The sequence below is a fragment of the Sphingobacterium sp. 2149 genome (assembly GCF_031455655.1).
Lineage (GTDB): Bacteria > Bacteroidota > Bacteroidia > Sphingobacteriales > Sphingobacteriaceae > Sphingobacterium.
This window is the reverse complement of the sequence record NZ_JAVDTD010000012.1, coordinates 140189-163578: the sequence shown is the minus strand read 5'-3', so window position 1 is coordinate 163578 and position 23390 is coordinate 140189. Positions and strand designations below refer to the sequence as shown.

Below are 23390 nucleotides of genomic sequence, written 5' to 3'. Positions count from 1 at the left end.
AGGATCCATTAATGTTTCGACGTTTCAATGGATCCTTTTGATTATTCAGCATATTTCGGGTCTGCAGCTATTTCACGGTAATAAAAGTCGTACTACCCTGCCATGCAGATGCATAGGGTTTCCCTTCATGTTCACCCGCAACCTCCGCAAAGGTACTTGCTTCCAAAACATAAGGACCCGACCAGAGGGCATCAAACGTTAGCAGGCCATTCTCATCGGCAACAAACTCTTTCCCCCAACCTGTCGCAGAAAAAACGGATACTTTGGCTTGAGGTACGACTTTGCCATTACTGGTGATCTTTGCTTGCAAGCTTTGACCTTTTTTTAAGTTATTCGCTGTAAGCAGTTCAATCTGCAATGGATTTTTTACGACGCTATAATCAAGTACTGTCGGTTTTCCAACGATAACCGGTACAAGCGAAGAAAATTCATATTTCGTTTTACCACCCAAATCTTTAGGTGCCTTGACAATGGATAGAAAATAGGTTCCGGTTACGTCAGGTTGAAATGAGCCGCTAAAATGATCACCTTTATTCGTCAGCTGAAGTTTGATGGGTTCTTTTCCAGGAGTATGCAACATTAGTGAGAAGTCCTTCACGTCGGAATACCATTTGTCGACCTGATCTCTTTCGTTTGTTGCAAATTCACCGTAATATACTTTTACTTCATGGGCTTGGTTGAGTGTCCCATAAGAAGATGCTTCAATCCAGAGTGCGTGTGAATAACTATTATTACTACACAGCAGTACCGCTAAAAAGGTAAAGAATGAAATTAAAATTTTCATAATATGTTGATTGATGTTTAGTTTTTCTTCAACTTATTATGGGAGAATTCCAGGTTTTGTTGGAGTCCAACAACGAATAAATGATAAAATTCGTTATCTTGTAAATTCTTCCATATCGTATATCGGGAGTAACTGATACAGCATACTGTTTCAGTCACCTACATGCAGTTGCCGCTGTATGTAGATTTGTACCATGTAATAGATTGCCGTCTATTGCATGGTATTTGTTAGCCGTCTTTTATTACACCGATGTAATTTAGACTGATTAAAAACAGAGCAAATATAACAGGAAATCTTTTTAAATCAAGTATATTTTTTATTTTACAGTATTTTATCTTCTTGGGTTAAGAAAAACTGCGAAGCGAATGGAGTTAAAGTTTAAGAAGAAAGAGCCACAGGCATTGAAAACGCAGCTAAATGTTGTTCGAGCACATGTTTCAGATCGAACAATTCAGTTTCCTGATATCGTGTTGCGACATGGAGCTTGATGCGTTCGCAATGCGGTTCGAAAGTTTGCTGTACAAGATCAACCGTATTGTTTTCACCGGAGAGGTGAGTAAGAATAAGATGTTTAAGACGTTTTGTTTTATGGGCATTAAACAGTTCAACGGCAACCCGATTTGAAAGATGGCCCCATCCACTACTAATCCTGTTTTTAAGAAAATAGGAATATCGGCCTATCCGCAACATATCTTCATCATAATTTGATTCCAGAAGCAATACATCCGAATGCTGGATAACATGTTGTACATTTTCACAGGGCCGCCCTATATCGGTCAATATACCAATATTGTATGTGCCATCCGAAACAAGAAAGCTGCACGGTTCTTTGGCATCGTGATATTTGGGAATACCATACACTTTGAGCCCTCCTATTTCAACAACTTCATCGTGACTTATGATATGTACCAAATGAGATGGAAGTTGCAACCTGGTACCCTCATAACTACCTTTAGTGATATAAACCGGTAGATTATACTTTTTAGCGAATACGGATAGCCCCCTTATATGATCAGAATGCTCGTGTGTAATGAAAATTGCTTTGATCTGCGTGGGTAAAATACCCAAATTATACATCCGAAGGTGAATATGTTTACTGTTGATACCAGCATCTATCAAAATGGCAGAATCGTCTTTAGCGACATAATAACAGTTCCCATTACTTCCGGAGGCGATTGCGCAATATTTCATTCGTAGAATTTATTTTTAAGAATATATATTATCGCCTCAAAGATACAAAAAACAAAAAGACTCAGACAATCATTAACATTCCGGCAAACTCAAAGGAATATTGACGGCCAGTCCGCCATCGGCTGTTTCTTTATATTTAGCGTTCATATCAAGAGCCGTCTCCCACATCGTTTTAACCACAGTATCCAAACTAACCTTTGCTTTATCCGGATTCGATTGTAACGCTAACTGTGCTGCAGTTATCGCTTTAATAGCCCCCATCGTATTGCGTTCAATACATGGGATCTGAACCAACCCACCGATTGGATCGCATGTCAATCCAAGATGATGCTCCATAGCAATCTCGGCAGCCATTAGCACCTGCCGCTGCGATCCACCCAGCACTTCGGTCAACGCTCCGGCAGCCATGGCCGAGGAAACGCCGATCTCTGCCTGACAGCCTCCCATTGCAGCAGAAATAGTTGCATTTTTCTTAAAAATTGAACCAATTTCAGATGCTGTAAGGATAAACTGTATAATTTTATTTTCACGCATTCCGTCGTGGAATGTGATATAATACTGCAATACAGCCGGGATAACACCTGATGCGCCGTTAGTAGGAGCTGTCACCACACGTCCGAAAGAGGCGTTTTCTTCATTGACGGCAAGTGCAAAACAACTTACCCAATCCAGAATATATTGAAAGTTTTGCCCTCCTTCGCGAATTGCGCCAACCCAAGACGTATAATCCTGATAGGTACGCCCCTGCATTAATTTTTTATTTAGCTTAGCCGCTCTACGTTCGACATTTAATCCTCCGGGCAATGTCCCTCCTGTATGGCAGCCCCGGTAGATACACTCCTGTATCGTTTGATAAATAGTTAATACCCCCGCCAGCGTTTCGCTTTCTTCACGCCATGCACATTCATTTTCGAGGACCAGCTCGGAAATTTTCAATCCGGTTTTCATCGTCCAATGCAGGAGTTCCTGTGCAGTATCTACAGGAAATGGAAGGTCTACTTCCGATAAAACACCTTCGGTGTCATTTTCTTGCACGACAAAACCGCCACCTATAGAATAATAGGTTTCACTAATTGCTTTCCCATTGGATAGAAAAGCCTGAAAAGTAACAGCATTCGGATGAAAAGGCAAGCTTTCAGCATATAAAAAAAGTAAATCTTCTGGGTAGTAAAATGGAATGGTTCGTTCCCCAGCGACTTGGAGTTTACCGCTTGCCTTGATATGGTCCACTTTAGGCGTAACTTGATTAACATCAAAGGTAACGGGATCATCTCCGCTCAATCCTAATAGAACAGCAATATCAGTACCGTGCCCAGCCCCCGTCTTAGCTAAAGAACCATAAAGCAAAATTTTAACCTGTTCGACCTCGTTTAATACACCATTTGACTTGAGCACAGCGGTAAATTGCTGCGCCGCACGCCACGGTCCTAAGGTATGCGAACTAGAGGGTCCTATACCAATCTTAAACATATCAAAAACGGATATTTGTTCTTTGCTCATAATTTTTTTTATTGCGGTCAGCCGATCAAGTCATGCTTTATTAAAAACCGCATCTAAATTAGTACAAATAAAGTACAATGTTACCTGCAATTGCATTATTATCAATTTGAAAACCAAGCTCACGTTCTTTTAGCAAGTATCCAACAAACATCTTACATTTTTTAGCGAAAAAGTAAGAAATGCTTCCCTATCTTTGTTGGCTATAATTTATAGGATGACGGGAAAAACAGTTTTATATTCTTTTTTTACATTTTTTATTTGTTTCTTTTCGATTAGATCGCATTCTCAGCTGCTCCCTAAGCGGGAGTTTCGCGGTGTATGGGTTGCCACGATAGGTAACATAGACTGGCCCTCCGTGAAAGCTGGCAATAATGTTGCAAAGCAAAAACAGGAATTCATCGATTTGCTGGACCAACATCGTAGTGCGGGACTGAATGCGATTATTCTGCAAGTGCGTCCTGCGGCAGACGCCTTCTATGCAAAAGGCAGAGAGCTTTGGAGTAGATACTTAACCGGAAAACAGGGATTGGCTCCTTCTCCATTTTATGATCCTTTGGAATTTGCAATCAATGAGGCACACAAGAGAGGAATGGAACTTCATGCCTGGTTCAATCCATATCGTGCTTCAACTACGTTAAATCCCGCTCATTTTTCGGAAGACCATATTACCAAGCGTCACCCTGAATGGTTCTTCACTTATGCCGGTAAAAAACTTTTCAATCCGGGGATTCCTGAAGTACGTAAATATATAATTGATGTGATTATGGATGTGGTTAAGAACTACGATGTAGACGGAGTCCACTTCGATGACTATTTTTACCCCTATCCTGATAACAGAAATACACCCGTACCGGATCAGATTACTTTTGGTCAATATAATAATGGGATTGAAAAAATTGACGACTGGCGACGCAACAACGTCAACCTGTTGGTACGCGATCTTGGTGTTGCTATCAAAAAAGTAAAGCCCTATGTCAAATACGGTATCAGTCCTTGTGGTGTATGGGACAACAAAGAAAACAATAGTGCTGGCTCGGAGACCCGTGGGCTGAGTGCTTATCGGGAGTTATATGCTGATGGCGTCAAATGGATGCAGGAAGGCTGGATTGATTATATCAATCCGCAGATCTACTTTCCTTTCAAAAATCGAGCAGCGGCGTATGAGATCTTAGTTGACTGGTGGCAGAAACACACCTATGGCCGCCATTTTTATGTGGGCCATGGAGCTTACCGTGTTAACGAAAATAAGATCGGGTGGACAGACCGAAGCCAAATTCCGAGACAGGTACGCCACTTAAGGGAGGAACACAATGTGGAAGGAAGTATTTATTTTAGTTCCAAATCGCTTACTGATAACCTTGCTGGGTTGCAGGACTCTATGCGGAATGACCTATACCGAAGCCCTGCTTTACCGCCTGCGATGCCTTGGCTAGACAGTATTCCACCGAATGCACCTTTTGGTCTTTTAGTGAAAAAATCGCCCAATGCTAAAATGAACACCCTATTTTGGCAAAAGCCAGATATGGCAAGCGATGGGGAGTCTGCCTATGGTTATGTAATCTATCGATTCAACCTCGATGAAAAAGTCGGTATCCAGGATCCGGGAAAAATTATTTTTATCACCTTTGACGGAGATAAGCTTCAGTATACCGATGACGACATCAAACCGCACCAACAGTATAAATATGTCGTGACGGCAATAGACCGAATGAAAAATGAAAGTAAGCCGTCTGATAGTAGGACAGCCATCGAAGAGAATTAAACCAACCCTTAAAAAAACACCTCTTCCTAAATGGTTTTGCTTTGTAGGGAGACCATTTTGGGAAGAGGCGCTTTTGGGTGTAATGCTATAAACTTTATTTTCCCTGCCCGTATTTAAATTTCTTATTAATTGTTACAGGGAGCTTGCCTTTGGGGATATTTTGCCCTAAAATCGTTTTTACCACTGCTTTCTGCATGAATGCATCATTCTGATAGGCAAGCAAAATGGTCTTCGCCTTTTTTGCAGCTTCAAAACCATCTAATGCATAAGCGTTAGTGAATAAGGTCAAGATTGATTTTTTTGCAAATTTCTTCATCAACCCTTGCACATCTTTATTCAACACCATCGTTGGGCGCGGACGAAGTCTTGTATCGTGTACAGCGATAATAAACTGCTTATGCTTTTTAATTTCTTTTGTCAAACGCTTAATCTCATTTTTACTCATGCTATCGGTGATGAAATATTGTGTTTCATTAGTCAGCGCTGCTCCTAATTCATTTTGAAAAGTTTGGTTGGCGGTGATTCCGATATTGATAATAGCGGTGGGTAAATCTTTCTTGAATGACTTTAATTTTTCTGTCGAATTCAATGCGGTTATTGCTGCATCTGAAAGTTCATCAATAAGCTGAACTGCCGAGGCACGGTGTAGATCACTATATAGATTCTGTAAAGCAGTTGCCTGGTATTTATCTAAACCAAGCCATAATTTAGCGGCGAGCACTCTTTTGACGCGCGCATCAATATCGGCCTGGGAAATACGTCCCGCTTCAATCGCTTTTATTATTAAATCGATTGCGCGTTTGCTATTTTCCGACACTTCAAGTAAATCATGGCCTGCAATAATGGCCTGTACATCGGCTTCACCGTTTGGAAAAAATTTCTTCACGCCTTTCATGTCCATTGCATCTGTAACCGTTAGCCCTTTGAAGCCAAGTTCATTGCGTAAAAGATCGGTAACAACTTTCTTGGAAATAGAGGATGGCATATTAGGAGTGTCGTCCAAACTCGGAATATTCATGTGAGCCACCATAACAGCGGGAGCACCAGCCTTGATCAACTCTTTGAAAGGATACATTTCAAGGCTATCCAATCGCTTTTTATCAAAAGGAAGCTGCGGCAGATCGTAATGTGAATCCACGTCGGTATCACCATGGCCAGGGAAATGTTTGATGGAAGCCAATATTCCGCCATCCACCATACCCTCCATATAAGCCTTTGCCTTTTGCGTCACATTATATTTATTATCACCAAAAGAACGTATACCTATTACTGGGTTTTTGGGGTTATTGTTGATATCTACGTCGGGCGCAAAATTAAAATGCATCCCTATGCGATGGAAATCTAAGGCAACCTCACGTCCCATACGATAGATTAACTTATTATCCTGCACGGCGCCTAATGTCATTTGATAAGGGAAAGACAAGGTAGAATCCGGCATGCGCATACCCAAACCCCATTCGCCATCAAATGTCATCATCAAAGGAACCTTAGCTAGTGACTGATACCGATTAAACATCTCCACATGTCGTACTGGACCGCCCTGAAATACGACCAGTCCCCCCAAATGCTCGTCTTGTACCACTTGTGCGACGGAGTCAATATACTTTTGCCCCAGATTGGTGTGTGCACGAACTAAAAATAACTGAGCAACTTTTTCTTTTGGGGTCAAAGTATTGAATACCGAATCGACCCATTCATGCTGAGAGTTAATATAGCGCACAAAATCTTTTTTATCCTGAGCTTTCAAAAAAGGAATTGTGCCGACTAGTGCCAATATTGTCAGACCGAATTTTTTGAACATAAATTAGTTTGTATAATGTATTTAAAAGTACTAAGAACGCTATTATTTTGGAGAATAAGAAATTGTTTTTGCAATATTTTTATATAAAAACGCATAAAACGGCATTTTTATTACATAACTGGCTGTAAAGAACTTCTCAAGATTTGGAAGGGGCAGCAAAAGTACTGACGCTACGGATTAAGGGAGCAAAACGCGGGGCGGCAATTGATTACCGCGATTAACGAAACAGTTCTTTGGCAAAAACCAATCACTGAATCTTGTATGCTAAATCAGGTTATACTTTTTCTCTAAAAACAGGGTCAGTTCCATGGTATTCTCCAATTCGCCGATAGCTTCTTTTTTCCATAAGGTATCTATAATCAGCAATAAGAATTCGGTTTCAAACTCAGGACTTTCATAACCTAATTCTTTAAAAGCACGATGAATAATGGGCTGAACCGGTTTCATAAACTGTTCATGCTGCTGTTTTGAAAATGGATGATGAGACAAACGCTCCTGCAATCGCCAAAATATGGGTTCTGCACTCACCAGCTTACTTGGGAGATTGATCATTGTGCGCAGAAATTCTTTTGGTTCACGATAGGTCATCATGCCGCGGTGATGGGTAAGCACTTTGCGATATCCTGATTTAATCAAATAAACCAGCAACGCATCTTTGTTTCCAAAATGTTTAAAGATCAAGGCTTCAGAAACTCCAGCATTTTGGGCAATCGTTTTGGTAGAGGTATTCGTATAGCCTTGATCTGAGAAAAGCAGCAATGCTTCTTTCATAATACGCTCTTTTCTACTCAAAACACTTTCTTTCATCTTTTATTCCTTTTATCAAAACCTTATAACACTACATCTGCTATACGGTTTTGTTTAGCTGACTTTTAATTCCACTGCAAATATATCTAATCTTTCCATTCTCTTGGGGGTATTGTAACCAAAATGATAATAATTCGTAACAAATAGTACCCTATTTTTGGCAAATCAATTTATGTAACCATTAACCGAATATTAAAACACATTCGCTGTTCAATCAATGAAGATCAACTTGTGGACTATCTCGCTCCTAGCGATCAGTATGTTGTTATTGGGAAAAAATGTCTTAGCCCAGCACTATATTATGGGCACGCTGCTGGATGATAGAACATCACGCCCTATCCAAGCTGCAAGTATCACGTTCATCGCGGTGAAAGATTCAATTAAATTTCAGGTTCCTACAGATATTTTAGGGAAGTTTAGCAGCAGCAAACTTTCCGACGGCGACTATTTGGTTACAGCACAAGCGATGGGCTATACGACAGACCTTCGGCGCGTTAAGCTGCTTGGTAAAACCGTTGACCTTACGTTTAAACTCAGTAGTACTGAAATTGTATTGGATGAAATCAGTATCGCCGCGAGCAGTATACAGGTTAGAGGAGATACGCTCGAATTTGATACGAAGAAATATGTTACACAAGATTTTGCAGATGCCGACGAATTGATCAAACAGATTCCTGGGGTTGAAATTGATGACGATGGCAATGTTAAAGCTCAGGGTGAGTCCGTCAATAAGATTATTATTGATGGTCGGGAGTTTTTCAGCACAGATCCTAAAGTGGCGTTGAAAAATCTTCCTGCCGATGTTATTGCTAAGATCCAAATTATCGATGATAAAACAGAACAAGCGAAATTTAGTGGTTTTGATGATGGAAAACGGATGAAAGTGATCAATATTGTCACCAAACCCGATAAAAGAAAATCCTATTTCGGTAAGCTCTCTGGGGGGGCAGGTCCTGACCGAAAATATGCCATCAATACACAGGTAACGAAAATGAATCCTAAACGGCAATATTCAATTGACATTAATACCAACAATGTCAATCAGCCCAATGGTTTTGCCCCTCGCGGAAACACAAGAGGCCGCACCGGTCAGGGAGTGACCACACGTTTCAATGCGGGGTTTAATTATTTGGACCGTTTTTTTGATGACCGGATGGACTTCAATGCAAATTACACCTACAACTATACCGACAACAATGTACTCAGCCAAAGCAAAACAGAATATACTGCAGGCAACCGGGCCAACCAAATCAACAACCAGAATCAATTTAACAATACTTACAGCAACAGCCATGCGCTGTCGGTCCGCGCGAACTGGAAGATAGATTCTATTCAAAAGCTGGACTTTCAACCTAATTTCTCCTATCAAAATAATGACAGGAACAGTAGCTCCACGGGCAATACCTTATTAAATCTTGCCGAGATGCTAAATAGTTCTGACCGCAGGAATAAGAGCTTTGTAGAAAATTTCAACTGGGGCGGAGACCTCACGTATATGCGAAGACTCAACAAACCCGGTCGCACGATCAGTTTTAATATCAATGGCTCATTTAGCAGTAATAAAAGCCATGCTGAAAATTTCGCGCTAAACTCGTATTATAAAGATGGGCTATTCAGCCGGGTCGATACGGTCAACAATAGAAATTATTCCCTTGGTGACAATAATGGTTTTCGTTCCAAAATTGCCTATACAGAAATGTTAGGTAAATATTCCCGAGTGCAGGGGAATTATACTTTTCGGAATACGGCACGTTATTCGGACCGGAAGACCTATGAATTCCTAGCTGAAACAGGTCAGCTCGGGGAATTAAAAAACCGTCTTTCCAATGAATTTCGAAATGATTTTGTCTACCATAGCGGTGGTGTCTCCTACTTATTTAGCAAAAAAGACAGCATAAGGTTTCAGATTGGCTTAGATTATCAGACTGCAGCGCAAGTCAATGACAAATTATTCCCCAATACGCTGACAACAAAAAGTCACTTTACCAGTCTGCTGCCTAATCTGAACTTCCAGTATAGTTTCAATAAGGACACACGGGTTGAGTTTCGGTACAATACAAAGACAAACACACCTTCAATCGAGCAATTGCAGGATTTTATAGACAATCAAAACCCACTTCGTATCAGCTCCGGAAACCCAAATCTCAAACAGGAGTATGACCATAACCTTGTTTTGCAATTCAGATCAATCAATAAGGGCACGGGGAAAAGCTTCACCTCTGATTTTACAGCAGATTTCATTCAACATAAAATCGCCAACACCATTTTCACCACAGATTCGGCATTCACAATTACGGAGGACGTCGTATTGGGACCAGGAGGACAGTATATCAGGCCAGAAAACTTCGATGGAGTTTATAACCTGAAATGGCAGAACAGTCTTGGGTATCGCTTTGAACCGTTGAAGCTCAACTTAAACCTGAACAACAATATGTATTTCAACCAGAATTACACTTTGTTAAATCTCGAAAAGGTCAACGCGCAAACATATGGAATGGGTCAACGCATTGGCGTCAATACAGCATTCAGTAAAGACGTTATCATTGGATTGGATTACAATGGAAATATAGCATTTTCCAAGAACTCAGCGACCGAGAAGTCCAATTATTCAGTCTATAAGCATACCATCGGTAATTCTATCGCTTTAACCCTGTTAAAAACCTGGACGCTCAATTCAACGTTCAACTACCTCTACAATGGTAGTATCCTGAATTCACCGAGTACAACAAGTTTGCTATGGAACGTTTCTGTTGGCAAAAAACTTTTTAAGCGCAGGAACGCTGAAATCAATCTCACGGTATTTGATCTATTTAATGACAATAAAAATATCAATCAGCAGGTCAACGATCTTTGGGTACGTGTTTCGCAATCCAATGCCATAACGCGCTACGCGGTATTAAGTTTCACTTATCATATTCGGGGTCTTGGCGGAAAATCGGTGATGAAAAATCGTCGTTAGCCTAAAATGCCCATTAGATCAATCCACGTGGAACACTTCGATCAATCAACGGTAAGCATATATCCCACTCCCCTGACATTGATAATCTTGATCCGTTCATCCTGACTGAGGTATTTTCGTATCCGGCTGATAAACACGTCCAGGCTACGTCCTGTAAAATACTTATCATGGCTCCAATAGGCGCGCATGATATCCTCCCGTGGAATGACTTTATCCTTCTGTTCGTATAGCTTCCGCAGTAGTTCACTTTCGCGGAAAGACAGCTTAAGCACCTCACTTTGATAGGTCAACTGATGTTTTAGGCTATCGAGGCTATAGTCTCCTATCATCAGCTTTTGGCCGAACAGCATTTTGGGGCTATTTTTTAATAGGGACTCTATCCGCACAACCAATTCTTCGATCTTAAATGGTTTTTTGACGTAATCGTCTCCGCCCAGACGAAATCCCTTCACAACATCCTCTGTCTGCACTTTGGCGGTCAAAAATATAATGGGTATTTGGGTATCTGATTCCCTTATCTTTGTTGCCAATGTAAAGCCATCCATGACTGGCATCATCACATCAACAACCAAAATATCTGGCCGAGTCGCTGTAAATGCTTCCAGGGCTTCGTGCCCATTGCTGCAATGGGTGACATGGAACCCATTTGCTTCTAGGCTATCGGCAACGATCATTCCGAGACTCGGCTCATCTTCTACATATAAAATTTCAATCATAGCGTAAATGATCCAATTAAAATATATTTTTTCCTCGTTTCAAAAACCATTTGGTGAAATTCACTTGTTAACAACTCACTATATAATGGCATTTGCTTTCAGACGTATATATCACTATTTATTAATGAGGTAAAAGAATACGAAAGGTACTTCCTTTGCTAAGCTCACTTTCGACAGTAATTTTCCCATCGTGTCTTTTTACCACCTGCTTGACATAGGCAAGGCCCAAACCAAATCCTTTTACATCGTGTAGATTACCGGACGGGACCCGAAAAAACATATCAAAAATCTGATTATGGTATTCGGAGCTAATCCCTTTGCCATTATCTGTAATACGAATATGGGCATTTTCCTTCATTTCCTTTACTTCCACCTCAATATAAACTTCCTGTCCAGCATATTTTATCGCATTTTCAAGCAAATTATTGACCACATTTTTTAAATGGGCTTCATCGCCATTGATCATGATCTTATCCGGTATCGTAATAAGGTTAAAATCCACTTTTTTGGCTTTATTCAGTTGGGCAACTTGAATAGCTCCTTCCACCATGGCGACAAGATCGAAATCCGAACGTTGTAAAACAATCCCCCTGTTGGCATCAATATCCATCTGAAGAACCTTTTCGATCATATTGGACAGATGTTCCAGCTCTCTTTTAGAAATATCCAGATACCGATTCATCTTTTCCTTATCATCCTTTACACCATACATTTGTATAGCTTCTATGGCTGCCATGACTGTAGACACTGGTGTTTTAAGCTCATGTGTCATGTTGTCGACAAAATTCTTACGGAGCTCGGCCATTTTATTTTGGTTTAGAATCGTTTTCATCAGATAGAAGAATGTGCCCAGCAGCAGCCCTATCAATAGCAACGAGATGAGTAGCTGCCAGCTCAAGCTATACAAGAGATACTTCCAATCCTCCTGAAATTTGATAACAAGAAATTCATTTTTTTGCGGATTGACCATCATCGGCCTAGTCCAAGCGAGATTTGCTTCACGGTACTTGCGGCGCACGTCTTTGATTTGATCATGAGGAATCGTAACAATAGCCATTTCAAATGGCACTGATATGCTCTTATTGTTTAAAGATTCTTTGAATTTTCTTTCGATCAAATTGAGATTAGCTGTATTCATATCAAAGTCACGGAACAAAAAGGGCGGAATGATTGCACCCTGTCCTTCGCGATCTTTAGGAAATATTTTTTCTCGTCTGTTGTGGCTCTCACGCTCAAAATGCTCGTTTTTAGGCCGTTCGGCATTTACTCGTTGTAAAGCCCTATCGAGCTCTGAAGCGGGCAATAATCCCGAAAGCTCTCGTTTTACATCTTGTAGGAGGCGATTCCGATCAGCCTCCCGCCCATCCAATTGCCGGTCTCCATTGCGAGCCTGGTACGCCTCCTGAACTGCGTTGAATAGTGAACGCTCAGCTGTGGATAGAAATAGATCCCGCCGATTGGTATAACTTCCATAGAGCCAAATCCCCAGAACTACAGTAATTCCTACCCCGATTAAAACGATCAAACTGATCAGTAATTTAAATCTTCTACCCATAACTAAAACAAATTTAAATTACTAGATTTGCAATCGCTGTGGTAATTAACCATATTTAACAAAATATAACACTGATTAACAGTTGTCATTGATTACTTTTGCACTATTCAAAAATTAATATGATTAAAGACTTTAAGAGACGTAGTATACAATTTTTACTTCCACTTTTTACATTGGCCGCTTTTGTTGGTTGTAATAAAGACGTTTCACTCTCCTTGGATAGTTCGAGAAATGAAACAATCGGCTTAGTACCTATTGATAGCGTTTCCGTCAAAGTTTCTACTTATCAATTGAATATCGTCCCATCGTCTGCTACCGGGATGATTTTAGTCGGGAACAATAAAAATGATGTCACAGGAAGCGTGAAATCGACTTCTTATATGCGTTTGGGAATCGGTACGATTAACAGTGCTACCTTACCGGATGATGCGGTACTGGATTCTGTTTCATTGGTGATGCCGCTCAACAAATATTATTATGGTGATACGACTCAAATGCAAAAAATTTCGGTTCACCGTGTTTCGGAAGATATCACGCAAACTCAGCTCGACCCTACTAAACCTATTTATGAGCGTCCTTATTATCTGCCTTCACTAAGTATTGCAAGCACGAAAAAATTTGCTTACGAGACTAATAATCTAGCGGAAATTTCTTTCAGACCCCGTGTTAGATCGATTGATTCACTTCATTTTAGATTCAACGATATGATCAGTAATGAATTGTTTTCACTGATCAAAAATAAAGATAATAGAGTTTCTACTAGTTCAAGTTTTCAAGAATATTTTAAAGGTTTAGCGCTCGTTCCTGATGCAGGGAACACAACAATGATCGGACTTAAAGATACAATTTATCTACAGGTACATTACTCCTTCATGAATGCGCAGGGCGCAAAGACTTCAGGGAAACAATATTTTAACATTGATAATAGAGGTTTTCAGTATAATCATGTTGAAGCGGATCGTTCAGCAACCAAGTTTGCTTCAATGACTTTATCAAACCCGGAGATAGCTAGCGGCCAAACAGATGGTTATACCTTTATAGAAGGATCTACAGGTGTTGTAGCAAAAATAGAATTTCCTACGTTACTACAGTTAGTGAATGATCCGACGATTGCAATCAATAAAGCTGAATTAGTCATTGAGGCAGAAAATAGCGCTCAAACGAATTTTGCGCAACCAAGAAGTTTGGTACTCATGATTGCAAATAGTTTAGGTAACCCAATTGGTCTACTGCATCCACCTTTCGGTAATCCTAATGAAGTTCAACAAGCAGTTGCTGTCTCCGACAATACAAATTATGGTAAATATACTTTTAATTTGATTGAATATTTAACCAGATTTAAGACAACTTATAAAAATACGTCGTTATACGTATCTCTACCGTTGCAGAATCTTTTTGCAACAGGCGACAGATTGATCTTGTCCAAACAGGGTAATGAACCAAAAATTAAATTAAACATCCTTTATACTAAATTTCAATAATTTATGAACAAGAAAAATTGGCTACTCATTCTATCAGCTCTTGTATTGACCGTTTCATCTTTTTCTTCTTGTAAAAAAGATAACAACGATGAAACCGACAAAACTACAGAGTGGTCTGCTCAAGCAGCATTTAGTGGTGATCCTAGATCTGGTGCTGCGAGTTTCGTGATCGATAATAAGGTATATGCAACGACTGGATTAATCAACAATAAGGTTAGAGCAGTTGATGTGCAAAAATTTGACGCAGATAAAAAATCATGGATATCTCTTCCAACTTCGTCTAATTTCCCGGGTATCGCAAGAAGTGGCGCAGTGGGGTTCTCTATAGGAAAAATTGGCTATGTCGGTAGCGGAACTGATGATGGTACAAACGCTTTAAGTGATTTTTATTCATTTGACTCCGCAACAGAAACATGGAAGAAAATAGCTGATTTACCAATCGCATTAAATGGTGCAGTTGCTTTTTCGGTAGGTGGAAAAGGATATGTAGGTACTGGTGCCACAAATGGTACGCAGGGTGGTTCAAAAAATGAAAATAGATTTTTTGAGTATAATCCAGCAACAAACGTATGGACAGAAATTGATGCTGTTACTTTTCCTAATAAAGTAACTGGTGCATTTGCTTTTGTAATCAATAACGTAGCTTACGTAGGTGGTGGTGTTTCTTCTTATGGTTATGGAGAAGCTCTTCGCCAATTCGATGGCAAAAGCGGATGGATTACTAAAAATTCACTTAAACGTTCGGACGGAACTTATTCATACGATTTGACGCGTTCTAATGCTTCTACATTTGCGATTGGTGGCAATGGATTTTTAGTAGGTGGATTGAAGAACTCTGTTGCTCAAAACACAACATATAAATATGTAGCAAGTGGAGATTATTGGACGACAGAAAATACTGCTTTAGCTGGCTCCGCAAGGTATAACGCAATCAGCTTTGCTATTGGTTCAAATGGATTTATCTCTACCGGATTAAATGGTACAAATCCACTTGACGACACATGGATGTTTACACCTGTGTACTAGTAAATAATTAGGAATCAAAAGAAAAAAGGAATGTGGTCTATCTGCATTCCTTTTTTAATGTCGGTACGTTTTTACATTAGCTTTACCTATCAAGTGGTATATAGACGACTTTTTAGGGGAATGCATATATCAAATGGTGAATGCAAAACTTCTCGAAGTAAAAGGGGTTATCAAATGCCATTTGGATAACCCCTTTCACTTTTATTAAAACCACACCTCCATTCCGTTTTTATAAATTGATTGCATCACATGATGTTTATGAGGAAAGTATATTGTTGGAACGCTATTTTTCAACGGTTTTGATTTCATACAACGTATCCCATAGCTTACCTGTTACAAATAGGCGTTTGCCCACCTCATCATAAGCGATGCCATTCAATTCATTATCGTAAGCAGACGTATGCTCATAAATGCCCACCAAATTAATCCGCTCCTCTACTGCTCCTGTTTGTGGGTTGATGATAACAATAACATCTTTCTGATAGACATTTGCATAGACTTTGCCGTCTATATACTCCAGTTCGTTAAGTTCATCCACTGGGCCGGCTTCGTCGTAAACTCCGATAGCATTCAACTCCTTACCGGTTGTTGCATCTAAAAAGTATAGCTTATTGGAGCCATCAGATTTAATCAAGTGCTGACCATCGTAGGTTAGACCCCAACCTTCCTTACTATTTTCATATTTAAAGGAACTTTCCTTTACAAAAGAGTTTTTATCAAAGACATAGCCTTCTCCTTGTTGCCAAGTTAACATAAATAACTTATTACCAACCAAGGTCATTCCTTCAGCGAATGTCTTTTCATCAAATTTAATCTCTTTCAGTACTTTACCTGTTTTTAGATCAACTTTTCTCAGGTTAGACTCGCCATAGCGCCCATTCGATTCATAGAGAACACCATCTGCAAACTGTAGACCTTGTGTAAATGCTGTCGTATCGTGCGGATATTTGTTCACTACCTCAAAACCATAGTTTTTTGCGCTTGCGGGTACAACGTAAAAGGTACTGGAAACAGAATCAGGTTTTCCGGCGTTGTATACCAAAGCGGAAATATTCCGTGTACCATAAGCCATGTCCTTTGTATCTACGGTAATCGCCGTGGTGTCGGTTGATGAGCCCACATGTTTATTATCTACAAAATAAGCTACAGAGTCCATTGTCACTGATTCAAATTTCAGTTTCAATTGCACTTGAGCACCTTTTAAAACAGCTTGATTTGCTCCAGGAGACGCAAATTCCAAACTGGATTTTTTTGACTTACAAGAAGCAAAAGCAAGTGCTGCAATTGCCATAAAATAAGTGATTTTTCTCATCTATGTATAGTTATTTATAAGTACGTATTATCAACTATCCCAAAACGCATCTTTGATATAATTGAGTTCAACTTTGGGGGCTCTCGTTATGGAGACAACATCAAATCGAAGCTCACCGGTGTAATGGGTTTTAAGGATATAAGCCTGGGCAGCACGAATCAGTCGACGTTGCTTTTTTACATCTACAAATTCGTAAGGTTCGCCGAAATCAGTTCCCGACCGTGTTTTAACTTCAACAAATACAAGTGTATCCTTGTCCCTCACGATCAAATCTACCTCTAAATTCTTAAATCGCCAATTTCTTAACACTATTTTATAGCCTTTCTCTACGAGGTATTCCATCGCCATTTGTTCACCCCAGTTGCCCGTTTCAAGATGCTTGGCCATAACAGTTGATCACTTTACAATAGTATTTCCCAGAAACCCACCCAACAACCTTTCAGCTTCTTTTAGCTTCTGATATTTAAAAATAAGGACTTCCAAATTTGCCTCATCTTTTTCGTGTTTCATCTCTTCACGAATATGATGCATTTCGGTTTCAATTTTACGTTTTTTAATTCGATAGATCGCCGTAACAACAAGCGGTTTTAAATGCTCATATTCATGCGTTACATAAATTTTACGCTTATCGTCGTTCCAATTTTCACTAAGCGAATATTTACTGGCAACACTATTAATTGCCAAATCCGAGATTGACGGATCCGGGTTCGAATAAAACTGCTTGGCATCAGGAATCTCGTACTTTGCTGCAGCCTCTCGATACACTTTCAAAATATAAGCTGCGGCTTTGTCTTTAAACTCAATGTCGCTTATATTTCCCAATAATACGCCTGCAACAGGAATATCTCCATCGCCTTCCCAAGTAGCTAGATAGTCACCATAGTTGATTAAGATACGTACAATCTCACGTTCCTGGAGAATTTCCGATGTCAGCTGTGCCGGCTGCTCAATGGGCTCCATAGGGGCAACTCCGCCTCGCTCATCGTCAGTCATAAAGAAATCCGGAGGCGGACCATCCATTCCAACATGCGACATGCCGGCGTTTGGCAGTGAGCTTTGAGGTTTCCGTGCTGCATCCTTATCTGCTTTTCTTGCCCTATTTAGTCTGATTTTATTGAGCTCGGCCAATAAAATCCGCTCTTCGATATCCAAAAGGCTGCTACATTCCCGGATAAAAACAGATACCTTAATCTCATCTGGAATCAATGCAATACTTTCGACTACATCACGAATTACCTCGGCCCTCTTTATTGGGTCATTATTGGCATCGCGAAGTAGAATATTCGTTTTGTAAAAGATAAAGTCCTGCTGCTTGGATTTCACATAATCCTTAAAAGCTGCGGCACCAAACTTCTGCACGTAAGAATCGGGGTCATTTCCATCAGGAAAAAGCAATACCTTAACGTTTAAGCCTTCTTCGAGCAGCATATCTGTACCCCGTAGTGAGGCTTTGATCCCTGCTTCATCCCCATCATAAAGTATGGTCACATTTTTTGTGAATCTGGAAATAAGCTTGATCTGACCTGTTGTCAACGAAGTTCCCGAGGAGGAAACAACATTTTCGACTCCAGCTTGATGTACCGAAAGAACATCTGCATACCCCTCTACCAAGTAGCAATTATCCTCTTCCATAATTGCCTTCTTGGCAAAATTCAATCCATACAGCACATCGGATTTATGGTAGATTTCACTTTCAGGAGAATTTACATATTTGGCAATCTTTTTATCTGTCTTTAGCGTCCTCCCGCCGAAGCCAATTACACGGCCCGTCAAGTTATGTATAGGAAACATAACCCGACCACGAAAGCGGTCATACAATGATTTATCGTCACGTTCAATGGCCAGGCCACTTGCTGCTAAATAATCGGGATGAAAACCGGCCACTTGTGCCTTGTCGACCAATGCTGTCCATTCCTCCGGCGAATAGCCCAATTCAAATTTTTTAATGATATCCTCAGTGTAGCCCCGCTCCTTAAAGTAGTTGAGTCCAATGACCTGCCCCATTTCAGTTTTCCAGAGCTGTTCGGCAAAAAACTTACCGGCCCACGCATTCAGTACATACAGGCTTTCCCTTTTATCTTGTGCTGCAAGCTGAGCAGGAGAACGCTCAACCTCTTCTATTTGAATCGAATATTTATCGGCTAAATAACGGATGGCCTCCGGATAAGAAAACTTTTCCAGTTCCATCACAAATTTAAGGGAATCTCCACCAACACCACATCCAAAACACTTATAGATACCCTTCGAAACAGATACGTGAAAGGAGGGTGTCTTTTCATGATGGAAAGGGCAATTTCCAATCAAAGACGTACCCCGTTTCTTTAAATCAACGAAGTCGCCCACCACCTCTTCTATCCGTGCTGTTTCCAGTACCTTGTCAATAACTTCCTGCTTTATCAAACCGTTTGCTTTTTAATGTAAAATTAGATAAAATGTTTTAAAAAGCTATGCCAATATATTGAATGGCACCATCAATCTGCTTGTAAATTGATACTTCGGAAACATACAAAGATTTATAGATATAAATAAGAACCCCCAGGATATATCCGCATGAACTTATGCAAGTATAACTGAGGGTTTTGTTTGTGCCTGTTGTCAACGCATAAGGAAAGAGAGATGAAACACAAGCGATGCAACAGGACTTTTTATCTTAATTATTCAGCATTCCATAAAACTCATTCATATAATAAGATTCTTGGAGTGCATCTCGAAAATTTTGCCATTGTTCTTCGTCAAAAGAAAATACAATATCTGGATAGGGTGTCTTCATGATCAATCGAAATTCGCCGTCTGGAAAAGAACTAAAAAAGAGCTCATCACCAGTGGTTCGTGTCATGTTCAAAAAATCAACAAACTTATTCCTTGTAAATGTCAGTACAAAACTCTGTTGCCAGATATAATAGGTTTGACACTTGAGACAAACACTGATATGGGTATCCCCTCTTTGGCTTAGTATCTTCGTATCACACATATTTATCTATTTATTTAGACTTGTTATAAATAATATTCAAATGTAAGAATAGTTTTTATAATAACAAGTACATCAACAAAAAAAAGGCGATATATTTCTATATCGCCTTTTAGTCATTAAAGATTAGTTTAAACCTCTCTTCTTCAATAGATATTTTGGATCTGGATCCGCGCCCCTAAACGTGCGGTACATTTTGGCAGGATCATCTGTACCTCCTTTTTCAAGAATGTTTTTGCGGAAAGAATCTGCTGTTACCTGATCGTATAATGATTTTTCTTTGAAAGCTGCAAAAGCGTCCGAGTCTAATACTTCAGACCAGATATAGGCGTAGTAACCGGCTGAATATCCACCTGCGAAGATGTGCTGAAAGTAGGTACTTCTATAGCGTGGGATAATCGCATCAATAATACCTATTTTTTTCATCGCAGCTTTTTCAAAGCCATTGATATCTTTTGAAATCTGCTTTGTCGTAGCATGGTAATCCATATCTAACAATGCTGCCGAAAGGTATTCAACTGTTGCAAATCCCTGGTCAAAAGTACCAGCTTTCTCCATCTTCTGAATCAATGAATCTGGCATTGCCTCTTTGGTTTTAAAATGTTTTGCATACGTTTTGAGCACCTCAGGATCTGCAGCCCAATTTTCCATCACCTGCGAAGGCAGTTCAACAAAATCACGTGGTACGGAAGTCCCGGCCATCGATCTGTATCTCACATTGGAGAGGAGCCCATGTAAAGCATGTCCAAATTCGTGAAACAGTGTAGTAGCCTCATCAAATGTTAAAAGTGCTGGATTCTTTCCTACTGGCTTTGTAAAGTTACATACGATGGAAATTACCGGCGCGACACGTTTTCCGTCTTCTGTTGACTGGCTACGGTAAGAGGTCATCCAAGCTCCACCGCGTTTAGACTCGCGCGGAAAGAAATCAGCGTATAGAAGACCTAAATGTGAACCGTCTTTATCTTTTACTTCATATACTTCCACATCTTTATGATAAGTTGGGACATTGTTTAAAGCGACGAATGTCAAACCGTATAATTTATTGGCTACACCAAATGCGCCTTCACGGACAGCAGGCAAACTTAAATATGGTTTAATCTCATCCTCATCCAAGGCAAAACGCTTTTTGCGAATAATCTCTGTATAATATCTCCAATCATAGGGTGCTACTGCAAAATTCCCACCTTCAGCGGCTATTTCTTTCGCAATATCTGCTTCCTCACCTTTCGCTTTCGCCAACGCTGGACTCCATAACTTATTTAACAACGCATACACATTGGCTGGATTCTTGGCCATGGACTCCTCCAGTACATAGGCTGCATGGGATGAATAGCCCAACAATTTTGCTTTCTGGAGACGAAGGTTGACAATTTTTTGAATAATTGCTTTGTTATCGTTTGTATTATCTTGATTCCCGCGAAGCTGATACGCTTCCCAAAGCTGTTTTCTCAACTCGCGATTTTTTGAATATTGTAGGAAAGGCATAATTGAAGGATTCTGTAAAGTGAAAACCCATTTGTCCTTCTTACCTTTTGCTATGGCCTCCTCAGCAGCCGCTGTTTTCAACGACTCTGGCAATCCTTCCAATTGACTAGCGGAATCAACTACGAGCATATACGCATTTGTTTCAGCAAGCAAATTTTGTCCGAATTGGGTTGTTAATGTTGAAAGTTCAGCATTAATCTTTTTCATTTTTTCCTTATCGGCATCCTTAAGATTTGCTCCAGAACGTACAAAGCTCTTATAAGTTTCCTCCAGGAGCTTATTATCCTGTTCATCAAGTCCCAATGTATTTCTGTTACTCCATACGGTTTTAATACGGTCGAATAATTTACTATTCATCGAGATTTCATCTGAATGACTCGATAAAATAGGCGCCAGATCTTTTGCTATTGCCTGAATACTGTCATTTGTATTGGCGCTATTTAGATTATAAAATACAGTAGATACATTATTCAACAACCTACCTGCATTTTCAAGTGCAACTATAGTATTTTGAAATGTTGCTTTATCCGAATTATTGACTATTGTGTCAATCTCCAAATTATGTACTTTTATAGCTTCATCAAAAGCTGGCCTAAAATCCTCAGTTTTGATCTTGTCAAAAGGAGGGACATTGAATGGGGTCTCATAAGCCAATAAAAGAGGATTATCTGTCATCACTTTTTTTTCCTCACAACCAACAAATGCAGTTGCCACTATCGCAAAAAATGGCAAAAGTTGTCTTTTCTTCATATTATCTGATTATTCCTGTTATTTTTCAAAGATAATAAAATTAGACAAATGAACGGCTTCGAACTAGAACTGTAAATTGAGAAGGGAAAAACGTCATCCTATTGTAAAACAAAAACTTATTCATAATCTTATTAAAAATAATCTGTCAATTTGAGTAAAAATATTTTAATGAGCGATATTAACCGTTTCTTTTGGAGATGTGCCGGAGTGCATCAAGAGACTCTTGAAAAATATCCAGAAGAACATAGTAAGTACACAGCCATAGGTGCTACTATTTTTTTCACGGGATTATTTGCCAGCCTCTCTGGCGGCTATGCCATGTATTTCGTATTTAGTGGGGGAGCATTTGACTGGCTGTTAGCCCTTGTATTTGGTATTATTTGGGGATTAGCGATATTTAATATGGATCGCTATATTGTCCTGAGTATAAATAAATCGAAAAGTGGCTTTATGCAACTTCTGCAGGCTCTTCCTCGAATTCTATTGGCCATTTTGATTGGATTGGTAATTTCAAGGCCATTAGAGTTAAAAATCTTTGACAAAGAGATCCGAGAAAACCTCCGAGTTCGGTTTCTCGCCGATCAACGTGCTAAAATTGATACGCTTAATAGTACATTCAATAAGAAATATGCCAATGAGGTTGCCCTTTTAAAATCGATTACGACAGAACGGGATTCGTTGGAATCTAGCATAAAAAATGACCGAACAAAATTGAATTATGAAATTTTTGGAAACAAAACGACCGAAACATCGGGTGTAACGGGCTATGGCCCTTATGCCAAGATGAAAGAAGAGGAATTGAAGAAAAAAGAGGGCTACTTGGACACGCTACGCAACAAAATAACACTCCAGCAGAACGCGATACGCCAAAAGCAACAATTTGAAGGTATATTAGATCAAAAAGTTTTATCGAACGCTTCGTTGGATAGCGCCGTGAATGTGGCTGGTTTTGCCGATCGCAACTCGGCTTTAGGCAATCTCCGGTATGATGCCAATGGTAAAGTCAACGAGTCAAATGCGAACGCTGTATTTTTTATTGCTTTGCTTTTTGTCTTTCTTGAATGCTTGCCGGTAATCGTTAAACTGTTGGCAGGGAAAGACCCTTATGATAATGAACTCCAAAACCAAAGGACTATTCATGATTATGAGTCAGACACCAATGTAACCGTTCAGAAAGAAGCTGTAGACCGATTAAGGGATACATATGTTGATGTTTCCATCAATAAGCGAATGAAAGAGCTCTAAGGGAAACCACTATTATTAGTAGAAAAACGGACTTTAAATCTAACA

17 protein-coding genes are annotated in these 23390 nt (G+C 39.8%); 5 read left to right on the top strand and 12 right to left on the bottom strand.

From position 1 onward, the window contains the following. Positions 1 to 67: 67 nt before the first annotated feature. From J2X77_RS18055 to J2X77_RS18045, 3 genes are all read right to left on the bottom strand, one after another. Entirely contained in the window at positions 68 to 784 is a 717-nt protein-coding gene (locus J2X77_RS18055) for a DUF4198 domain-containing protein (protein WP_307184615.1), read from the bottom strand. A gap of 378 nt (positions 785 to 1162) precedes the next feature. Then, positions 1163 to 1975 carry an MBL fold metallo-hydrolase gene (locus J2X77_RS18050; protein WP_307184614.1) on the bottom strand — a complete coding sequence of 271 codons (813 nt, stop codon included), beginning with the start codon at positions 1973 to 1975 and terminating at the stop codon, positions 1163 to 1165. 72 nt (positions 1976 to 2047) lie between these two features. Continuing rightward, complete coding sequence (locus tag J2X77_RS18045) at positions 2048 to 3475, bottom strand: L-serine ammonia-lyase (protein ID WP_310081885.1); 1428 nt, start codon at positions 3473 to 3475, stop codon at positions 2048 to 2050. Positions 3476 to 3689: 214 nt separating this feature from the next. Here J2X77_RS18045 and J2X77_RS18040 point away from each other — a divergent pair, with 214 nt between their 5' ends. Continuing rightward, a complete protein-coding gene (locus J2X77_RS18040; protein ID WP_307184612.1) occupies positions 3690 to 5237 on the top strand; it encodes a glycoside hydrolase family 10 protein in 1548 nt (515 codons plus the stop codon). A gap of 94 nt (positions 5238 to 5331) precedes the next feature. On the opposite strand, the gene J2X77_RS18035 is transcribed toward J2X77_RS18040, so the two are convergent. Continuing rightward, positions 5332 to 7038: a glycoside hydrolase family 3 N-terminal domain-containing protein gene (locus J2X77_RS18035; RefSeq protein WP_310081883.1), complete on the bottom strand. Its 1707-nt coding sequence runs from the start codon at positions 7036 to 7038 to the stop codon at positions 5332 to 5334. A 264-nt stretch (positions 7039 to 7302) separates the two neighbouring features. Next, positions 7303 to 7845: a TetR/AcrR family transcriptional regulator gene (locus J2X77_RS18030; protein ID WP_293884240.1), complete on the bottom strand. Its 543-nt coding sequence runs from the start codon at positions 7843 to 7845 to the stop codon at positions 7303 to 7305. 217 nt (positions 7846 to 8062) lie between these two features. On the opposite strand from J2X77_RS18030, the gene J2X77_RS18025 reads away from it, so the two are divergent. Continuing rightward, positions 8063 to 10804, top strand: coding sequence for a TonB-dependent receptor (locus J2X77_RS18025; protein ID WP_310081881.1), 2742 nt, complete (start codon positions 8063 to 8065; stop codon positions 10802 to 10804). A 41-nt stretch (positions 10805 to 10845) separates the two neighbouring features. On the opposite strand, the gene J2X77_RS18020 is transcribed toward J2X77_RS18025, so the two are convergent. Then, positions 10846 to 11520: a response regulator transcription factor gene (locus tag J2X77_RS18020; RefSeq protein WP_307184609.1), complete on the bottom strand. Its 675-nt coding sequence runs from the start codon at positions 11518 to 11520 to the stop codon at positions 10846 to 10848. A 121-nt stretch (positions 11521 to 11641) separates the two neighbouring features. Beyond that, on the bottom strand, positions 11642 to 13075 hold the full coding sequence (locus J2X77_RS18015) for a cell wall metabolism sensor histidine kinase WalK (RefSeq protein ID WP_307184608.1): 1434 nt from the start codon (positions 13073 to 13075) through the stop codon (positions 11642 to 11644). Positions 13076 to 13194: 119 nt separating this feature from the next. On the opposite strand from J2X77_RS18015, the gene J2X77_RS18010 reads away from it, so the two are divergent. After that, positions 13195 to 14556 carry a DUF4270 family protein gene (locus J2X77_RS18010; protein ID WP_307184607.1) on the top strand — a complete coding sequence of 454 codons (1362 nt, stop codon included), beginning with the start codon at positions 13195 to 13197 and terminating at the stop codon, positions 14554 to 14556. 3 nt (positions 14557 to 14559) lie between these two features. Then, positions 14560 to 15582 (top strand): kelch repeat-containing protein, encoded by a 1023-nt coding sequence (locus tag J2X77_RS18005; protein WP_310081877.1) that lies wholly within the window; start codon positions 14560 to 14562, stop codon positions 15580 to 15582. Positions 15583 to 15865: 283 nt separating this feature from the next. Here J2X77_RS18005 and J2X77_RS18000 read toward each other — a convergent pair whose 3' ends face one another. The 5 genes from J2X77_RS18000 to J2X77_RS17980 form a co-directional block, all read right to left on the bottom strand. Continuing rightward, a complete protein-coding gene (locus J2X77_RS18000) occupies positions 15866 to 16894 on the bottom strand; it encodes a glutaminyl-peptide cyclotransferase (RefSeq protein WP_307184604.1) in 1029 nt (342 codons plus the stop codon). A 30-nt stretch (positions 16895 to 16924) separates the two neighbouring features. Then, on the bottom strand, positions 16925 to 17281 hold the full coding sequence (locus J2X77_RS17995; protein WP_307184603.1) for a YraN family protein: 357 nt from the start codon (positions 17279 to 17281) through the stop codon (positions 16925 to 16927). A 9-nt stretch (positions 17282 to 17290) separates the two neighbouring features. Next, complete coding sequence (gene dnaG / locus J2X77_RS17990) at positions 17291 to 19294, bottom strand: DNA primase (RefSeq protein WP_209578451.1); 2004 nt, start codon at positions 19292 to 19294, stop codon at positions 17291 to 17293. Between the two features lie 250 nt (positions 19295 to 19544). Beyond that, the gene (locus J2X77_RS17985; RefSeq protein WP_209578450.1) at positions 19545 to 19865 is read right to left on the bottom strand and encodes a hypothetical protein; all 321 of its coding nucleotides are present in this window, start codon (positions 19863 to 19865) and stop codon (positions 19545 to 19547) included. 123 nt (positions 19866 to 19988) lie between these two features. After that, positions 19989 to 22100 carry a M3 family metallopeptidase gene (locus J2X77_RS17980; RefSeq protein ID WP_209578449.1) on the bottom strand — a complete coding sequence of 704 codons (2112 nt, stop codon included), beginning with the start codon at positions 22098 to 22100 and terminating at the stop codon, positions 19989 to 19991. A gap of 168 nt (positions 22101 to 22268) precedes the next feature. On the opposite strand from J2X77_RS17980, the gene J2X77_RS17975 reads away from it, so the two are divergent. Next, positions 22269 to 23345: a DUF4407 domain-containing protein gene (locus J2X77_RS17975; protein ID WP_310081873.1), complete on the top strand. Its 1077-nt coding sequence runs from the start codon at positions 22269 to 22271 to the stop codon at positions 23343 to 23345. Positions 23346 to 23390 lie beyond the last annotated feature (45 nt).